4 protein-coding genes and 1 pseudogene are annotated in these 7,374 nt (G+C 63.0%); all 5 read right to left on the bottom strand.

What is annotated here, in order from left to right; genetic code table 11:
* Positions 1–94: 94 nt before the first annotated feature.
* Positions 95–988 (bottom strand): annotated as a pseudogene (locus ABZ624_RS38280) (ISAzo13 family transposase); the annotation flags it as partial.
* Between the two features lie 256 nt (positions 989–1,244).
* On the bottom strand, positions 1,245–2,984 hold the full coding sequence (locus ABZ624_RS38275) for an AMP-binding protein (RefSeq protein WP_360099456.1): 1,740 nt from the start codon (positions 2,982–2,984) through the stop codon (positions 1,245–1,247).
* Positions 2,981–3,811 (bottom strand): enoyl-CoA hydratase/isomerase family protein, encoded by an 831-nt coding sequence (locus tag ABZ624_RS38270; RefSeq protein ID WP_360099454.1) that lies wholly within the window; start codon positions 3,809–3,811, stop codon positions 2,981–2,983. Before ABZ624_RS38270 ends, ABZ624_RS38275 begins: the two co-directional genes overlap by 4 nt.
* A gap of 77 nt (positions 3,812–3,888) precedes the next feature.
* Positions 3,889–5,172: a hydroxymethylglutaryl-CoA reductase gene (locus ABZ624_RS38265; protein WP_360099452.1), complete on the bottom strand. Its 1,284-nt coding sequence runs from the start codon at positions 5,170–5,172 to the stop codon at positions 3,889–3,891.
* A gap of 1 nt (position 5,173) precedes the next feature.
* Positions 5,174–6,667 (bottom strand): hypothetical protein, encoded by a 1,494-nt coding sequence (locus tag ABZ624_RS38260; RefSeq protein WP_360099450.1) that lies wholly within the window; start codon positions 6,665–6,667, stop codon positions 5,174–5,176.
* Positions 6,668–7,374: the final 707 nt, after the last annotated feature.

Below are 7,374 nucleotides of genomic sequence, written 5' to 3'. Positions count from 1 at the left end.
AACTGTGGCGGATAGTTCTTCATGACCACGAGATGTCCGTTCTCAGATCCTCAGGATCCAGTGTCTCGTGTGTCCAAGATCAGGGGTCAAGGCCCTTCCACAGCCGGAACCGGTAGCCGTTGGAGCCGCCCGCGTCCGCTGCGATTAGCAGTCGGCTCGCCTCCGGGTAGTCGCCGCAGCCTCGGGCCTGCCACCAGCGGCGGATCGAGGCCACCGCAAAGGCGGAGGTGTCGTGGTCCACCCCCACGTTCACCCAGCCGGTGTTGGCGGTGATGTCGTACACGCCATAGCGGATCGCCACCTCGATGGCCGTACCGACCGAGAAGAAGCTGTGGTCGTCGACCCTGACCGGATCGCCGACGGGGCGCCACTGCCGACCGGGGCTGGGCAGCTGGCCGAGATACTCCTTCTTCTTCGTGTCCACACTGATCACCGGCTCGCCGGCCGCCTGGTGCTGCTTGACCTGCTCATTGATATAGCGAAACTGGGCATCGCGATCCGGGTGCTGTGCTCCCTCCAGCGTCTTGACGCTGGCCTGCAAGCTGAAGCCCCGCTCACGCAGCAGCCGACCCACGGTCGGCGCGGACACCGGATGGCCCTGGGCGGTCAGCTCGTCGGCCAGCGTTCGCAGGGACTTGGTCGTCCACCGCAGCGGCGACATCGGATCGCCGCGCTCGTCCGGCTCCACCCGTGCCAACAGCGAGGGCAGCACCTCCGGATCCAGGTCCTCCACGGTCTTCCGGCCACCGCCGGCCCGCCGAGCCCGGCCGTCGGGCAGCGGATCCTCTCCCGCTTCCAACTCGAAGACCCCTGTCCGGACCGCCGTCTCGGACACTCCCGCGGCCCGCGCCACCGCCCGAAGGCCACCATGTCCCAGCAGCCGCGCTTCCTGCCCCATCAGCAAACGCCGCTGACGCTCGTTCAGATGCGGAAACAAGACCCTGAACCGCAAGCCGAGCTGCCCGCACACCTCACTCGATATCCCCATACCAGCGGCAACGACCCCGACCAGAAGAAGCAACGCTTTGATTCTTTACGGGTTCAGCCCACGAGGCAACGCGAACGCGAGATGAAAGGCTTCCGCAGCCCGGGACCTGGGCATCTCTCACGCTGCCGAGACTATTGGAAAACAAGCTAGATAACGAACATCGTGATCATATTCGAACTTCCTGCTAGGCTTCAGTCTTCAGTAAAGTTCATCGGTCAGGCCACAGGGAAGACAGGCTCCACTTCAATACCTGACATTATGTGCAACTTTGTGAACTCGTTCCCTGGTTCGGAGTCAATTGATTCCTGGCGGCTTCACCTGATCCGGGCGTCGTTCCGTTACGCGGGCCATCGGCACAGGGGCCTAACGTGCGCGCGGCGTCGCGTAGTTCCGTTTTGCGGATCTTTCCTGTTGCCGTGGTGGGCAGCGCGTCGACGAAGCGTATTTCATGGGGAATTTTGTAGTGGGCCAGTTTATTCGCGCAGTATTTGCGCAGCGTGTCAGGGGGTGGGGGATCGGCGCCTGGGTAGGGCTGGATCCATGCCATGAGATCTTCCCCTAAGCGAGGGTGGGGAATTCCGATGACGGCGACGTCCTGGATGTCCGGATGGGCGCGCAGGACGTCTTCGATTTCTCGTGGGGAGATGTTTTCCCCGCCGCGGATGATCATGTCGGTGATTCGTCCGGTGATGGTGATGCAGCCGTGCCGGTCCATAGTGCCGAGATCGCCGGAGTGCATCCAGCCTTCGTTATCCACGGCGTTTGCCGTTTGGCCGGGGTCGTTCCAGTAACCCTGCATCACGAGGTAGCCGCGGATACAGATTTCGCCGGGCGTGCCGCGGGGCTGGGTGTGCCCGGTATCGGGGTCGGCAACCTTGATTTCGGTATGGGGAAGCGGGGGTCCGGCAGTGGTGAGTCGCTGGTCTAGCGGGTCGGTGGCGCGGCACTGGACCGCTGTGGGGGACGTTTCGGTCAGGCCAAACGAGGTGGTCAGCTCGGGGATACCCATGCGCTGCGCCACTTCTTCGAGGAGGGTTTTCGGGCAGGGAGAGCCGGCCATGATGCCGGTGCGCAGGGTCGACAGGTGGTAAGTGTCGAGGTCTAGTGCGGAGAGCTCGGCGAGGAACATAGTAGGGACGCCGTAGACTGCGGTGCAGCGTTCCTGCTCGATTGCCTGAAGTGTGGCTGCGGCGTTGAAGGCCGGGGCGGGGAGCACGATGCAGGCGCCACGGATGGTGCAGGCCAGCGTGCCAAGTACCATGCCGAAGCAGTGGAAGAGGGGCACGGGCAGGCAGAGTCGGTCTCGGTCGGTGTAGGCGAGTGCCGCTCCCACGAAGTACGCGTTGTTGAGGATGTTGTGATGTGACAGCGTCGCGCCTTTGGGGGCGGCGGCGGTGCCCGAGGTGTATTGGATGGTGACCGGGTTGGAGGCCGAGCACGCTTGCTGGGCCCGAGTCAGTGCTCGCGGGTCGCTGTGGCGGCCTTGCCGCAGCAGGGCGTGCCAGTCCGAGCTGTTGATGATTAGCGTGCGCTTCAGATCGGAGCAGTCCGGCTGTACCTTGCCGAGGAGTTCCAGGTAGTTGGTGCCCTTATATTCGGCGGAGGCGATGACGGTGCTGATGCCGGATTGCTTGAGCACATGGCGTAGTTCCGGGAGACGGTAGGCAGGGTTGATAGGGGTGAGTATCGCGCCGATCTTGGCGGTCGCGTACTGGATGAGAACCCATTCCGCACAGTTAGGCGCCCACAATCCAACTCGGTCGCCATGCGACACGCCCATGGCCAGCAGACTGAGGGCCACCGCGTTGATGTCGGCTTGTAGCTCATGGTAGGTCCAGCGCCGTCCGCTCCAGCACTCCACGAGTGCGTCGCGATCCGGATAGCGGGCTGCGGTGCGATCGAGGTCCTCACCGATGGTGTGCGTCAGCAGTGGGGGATGTAGGGGGCCCACCTCACGGCTGGCCTGATTGCATTCGGCAAAACACGATGTTGTCATGAGTTCTTCATTTCTGTTCCGGCGCCTTGACGTAACGCAGGGGCCCATCGGCCGGGCGACGGCGTCCCGAAGTTCGGCGGGCGATTCTCGGAGAATGCCGCTAGGCCCTCAGCTGCCTCTTTACCGAGGAACGCTTTCTGCCCGTATACCGCTTCAGCATGCAGTGCGGCGGATAGCGGCAAATCACTCAGGCGTAGCACCGACTCCTTAATGACGCGCAGCGACTGCTGGCTGAGCTGCGCTAGAGCCGCAGCCTTATTGTGCGCGGTAGCAACCAAGTCGGCAGGATCGACGACCGTGCTGATCAACCCGATCGCGTAGGCTTCGGCGGCATCGATACGGCGGCCAGTGAGCAGCAGGTCCATTGCGTGGGCGTAGGGTATCTGGCGTACGAGTCGGGTGAGGGTACCGCCTGCCGGGACCAAGCCGACGCCTGCTTCGGGCAGCCCAAAGACAGCGGTGCTTGCAGCGATGCGGATGTCCGTGCCGAGCATGATCTCAAGACCGCCGCCCAGGCAGTAGCCATCGACTGCGGCGATGACGGGTTTGAATAGGTTCATGTTCTTCAGGTGGGCGCCGTCCCATTCTGAGATATCGAAATGGCCTTCAGTAAGACCAGGGGCAGCCTCGGTTAAGTCGGCGCCAGCACAGAATGCCTCGGGCGTGGACCCTCGCAGGACGGCGACGCGAATGGCTTCGTCGTCGCGCACGTATGCAAAGGCGTCAGCCAGTTGATGGTACATGGCCTGTGTCATCGCGTTCCGCTTGTCAGGCCGGTTCAGAACGATGTCGGCGATGGAGTCCTGAACTGTCAGCTCAACTGCCAATGTTATTCTCCTTGATGCCTCGTGTATGGGTCCCGCCCAGCCGAGCACGCAGCACAACGGGTGCCCAGACGGGTCATCTACGGGTTTGGCGTGACCGGTCGGCCCAGGCGCTGGTGGGCAGCAGCGAGTTCTCCTGATGCCAGCGCAGCAAGCAAGGAGAGCTCCCCGGCCAGGACTACGCCGCCGAGGACTTCAGCCAGTCGCATCGCTCCGTGCCCCATCGATTTCGATGAGTTTTCATCGATGCCGAGTAGACCCAATGCCTCACGCTGTGTGGGGAGTACCGTGCCGCCGCCGACGGTCGCCACAGGAACATCGGGCAGGAAGACCGAGACGTAGACTCCACCGTTACGTGGCTCGACGCAGGTGATTCCCTGACACGCTTCGGCGACCTGGGCCACGTCCTGGCCGGTGGCAATGAAGAGTGCGGCCACCATGTTGGCGTAGTGGGCATTGAAGCCGCCCAGGGTGCCCGCCATCGCCGAGCCCAGCAGGTTCTTCCGGTAATTCACCTCACAGAGCTGCTGCATATCGGTCTTGAGGACTCCGGCGAGCACGACGGGATCTAGAATCGCCTCAGCGAAGATTCGTTTGCCGCGGCCTTCGAGCAGGTTCACCGAGGCAGGCTTTTTGTCCGTGCAGTAGTTGCCGGAAAGCGCCAGGCAACGCGCACCGGTCGCTGGCTCGATGAGGTCACGGACGATCCGCTCGCACGCCACCGTGGCCAGGTTCATGCCCATCGCGTCACCTGTGGTGAAACGGAAGCGAAGATAGACTGAGCTGCCCACGGCCTGCGGCCGCACCTCGACAAGTCGCAGCCGAGCACTGGTCTGCTCGGCCGCCATTCTCAGGTCATCTTCATGGTCAGAAACCCAGGCGATTAGGCGCAGGCTCTCTTCGATGCCGGACGTGCAGAACAGCGGAGCTCGAGTGATGCCGACGTCGTTCACCCGAACCGTTGCCCCCCCAGCCTCATTCAACGCTCGGCAACCGCGTCCGATGCTCGCTACCAGGGCGCCCTCGGTGGTCGCGAGGGGAACGAACACCTCATCGTCGTTTACATATTGGCCGCGGAGGATCAGTGGTCCCGCCACACCCACCGGTACTTGGATCGCACCAATCAGGTTCTCACAGCGTGCTTTCTCCAAGGGCATGGAGTGGCGGCCGATGTGGTCCAGGCTAACCTGCCGCCATCGTTCCAGCGCGCCACGCCTCAGCCACGCGGCCTCGTCCGCGGCCATGCCGGGCGGCACCTGGTGCAGTTTGCGCTCACCGCGCGATGCCTTATCGATCCAGTCGGCCGTCTCCCATGCGGCGTTGGGCGACAGTGTACTCTGCGGCCTCGCGGAGTCAGTGCCCATCTCAGTACTCATAGGCGTAGTAGGCGACGGCAAGGTCCTGGAAATCACGCCTCAGCTCGGTACCAATCCGGTCGATCACAAACTGGTCCAACGGATGAAGGAGCAGACCGGGTACCTCCCCACGGTCGTGTAGGGCTTCGTACTGCTCACGATCCAGGCTCACGGGGTACTGCAGGGCTTGAGCGAACCCGATCCTGCGTGCCGCGTCCTGCCATCCCGCCACAGCTGTGAAGGGCAGCGCGAGCGCCGCATCCCCACTGCCATAGCCGATGGCGAGCATCGGTGCGTCCAGGAGCTCTTCACCGGACTCGACCGCAGTTTCCAGCCCTGCCGCCAAAGCTGCGGGAAGAGATGCCGAGTAGAGATTGCCCACTTCGTCCAGCAGGCCGCTACCCAAGCTCAGCTTTTCCTCGGTGAACTCCCGAAAGGCCGGCTGGCCACGCAGATGCGCGCTCACCATGGTGGTGGCGGGATACGGGTCAGGGCAGGGGTCACCGGCGAGGATCGCCGCGTGAAGATCAGGTTCCGAAACGAGTTCCTCGAGCACGTCGCCTGGCTTGGCGCCGCAAGCCAGGCACAGCCGCTCCAACTCAGCCTGCCCCGAGGGGGACGCGGCGAGCGCGCGTACGTAGAGAAACGAACTGGCCCGAATCGGCATGTGGCGATACGGGCGATGAAGGAAGAGCGCTCGCAGTCCGCTTAGGTGAGCACTGGGCTCAACGCCGAGCCGGCTCCAGAGTGCTTCGACAGCATGGGCGACCTCGTCGAGATACGCCGTAGTCGAGTACCTGCCGCTGAACACTGGGAAATCACTGGGACGTTCTGTGAGCGGCGCATAGCCCCCGAGGTAGTGGCGTTTGGTCGGCTTGCGAAAGTCAGGACCGCGGTAGGCGGAGGCTGCGACGGCATTGGCCAGGTCAAGAACCAGCAACGACGGGGAGCACTCCACCAGCATCGCGACGGCACCGGCACCCTGCGTCTGCTCCCCGGAACTGCCCCGCTCGTACTCGGCGATGTCGGCTGCCACAACCACCGCCTGCCGCTCACTGGGATCGCACAGCACATAGCGGGCAGCACCACACAGTGCATACAACCCGCCCAAGCAGGCCTGCTTGAACTCCGGTACTTCCACGTCGCGTGCGAAGCCAGACCATCCGCGGCGCCGCAACTCACGGTCCACCATGCCAAGGACCGTGACCGCTCCAACCGCATTGTCAGTACTCGACTCGGTGCCCAGCGCCAGAAAGCCGATGCGGCGCGCGTCTAGCTGATTGTCGATGATCAGCCGTAGCACCGCATTAGCAGCCATGGTGTACACATCCTCGTGCGGCCCGCACATGCGGAAACCGTGCCCGGTTACCGCCCCGACCTTGCCCCAGTCTTGACCGGTCCACTCGCACCAGCGCCCCAGATCTACATGGAGCCGCGGCAGATAGCAGGCCATTGCGCTAATGCCCACCGCGGCTTCGCGAACGGCCGCCCTTGCATTGTTCATCTCAAATCTACCTTACATCTCGTAGCTGAGTCCCCGCTGCGCCAACTGCGGTGCACGAAGGGCAGGACAGGCATGGCCTGTCTATCCAATGACCGGTGGCTTCCGCACACGCAAAAGCCAGTCGGTCTCACAAGAATGATCTAACAGCCACCCGTCTGCATTTAGGTAAGCCTGAAGCAAAGCGCCCATCCTGGGTGATCTAAATTTATTGACCTGAAGCGTTGTTCACGCGGCTGATCGGTGGGTGGCCTTCGAGCGCGGTGTGGCAGCCAGTGGCCCACTTTTCAGCAGCGAAGCGATGGGAGGGAACCTCCGTCACGTCACGACACGCCATCAACACCCTGTGGAGTCTGTGCAAGGCCATTGGCCCCACGTATCAGCCCTTCGCCTCACAGTTGCTCCTCGCGTCCATGGCGCATCTCGGTAAAGAGGGTGCGAAAACCCATGCCGTGCTTTGGTGGCCATTGTTAATCCAGACGGGAGCCCTACTGAAATACATCCTGTCAGCGAATAGGGGGAGAAGCCTGCAGGGTTCGTCCCGATCGTAGAAACAGGGTCCGTTTCAATGCGGTTCGGATCCTGCAGTAAGATCGAACGCTGCACTTTCAAGACTGCGCAGTGGACCAAGATGACCGAGGCTATGCGCTCGGCCTGGGCTTATCCCCGACCCGAGTGATTTGCCGTGACCACCACCAGTACGCGGCGAC

The organism is Streptomyces sp. NPDC007205 (assembly GCF_040634095.1).
GTDB lineage: Bacteria > Actinomycetota > Actinomycetes > Streptomycetales > Streptomycetaceae > Streptomyces.
Note: the sequence above shows the minus strand (reverse complement) of the source record. Positions and strands in the feature narration are given on the sequence as shown.